This window comes from Erwinia sp. PsM31 (genome assembly GCF_030433775.1).
Taxonomy (GTDB): domain Bacteria; phylum Pseudomonadota; class Gammaproteobacteria; order Enterobacterales; family Enterobacteriaceae; genus Erwinia; species Erwinia aeris.
The window spans coordinates 1-334 of the sequence record NZ_JARUWZ010000079.1; the positions used below are offsets into that span (position 1 = coordinate 1).

A 334-nucleotide genomic window follows, 5' to 3' on the forward strand; every position below is an offset into this window, starting at 1 on the left:
ACCGTCAGGTACTCGCCGTTGTCGCTGAAGAACGGCGCGTTCAGCAGCGTGAAGGTGTTCCCCGGCGCCAGCCCCAGCGCCGTGCCCACCGCGCTTATCTGCTGGTGCTCCACCTGCCACACCTCCTGGCGGATTTTCGCGTAGTGCTCCCCGTGGTCGTGGTCCACGAAGTGCCCCGGCCAGTCGTACACGTCTATCTGCCCCGGTGCCGGCGACGCCGGGTTCTGCCGCGCCTGCAGCATCCACGCGTTCGGCTTGCGGAAGTCGTAGTCGTCTATGCTGTAGATGCCCGGCGTCACGCTGTCCTCCATCTCCCACACGCTGATGCCCTCGG

1 protein-coding gene is annotated in these 334 nt (G+C 66.5%); it reads right to left on the reverse strand.

The genetic code is table 11. From position 1 onward, the window contains the following. Positions 1 to 334, reverse strand: a 334-nt coding sequence (locus QCD69_RS22535; protein WP_301253577.1) for a phage late control D family protein, incomplete at both ends; no start/stop codon positions are given.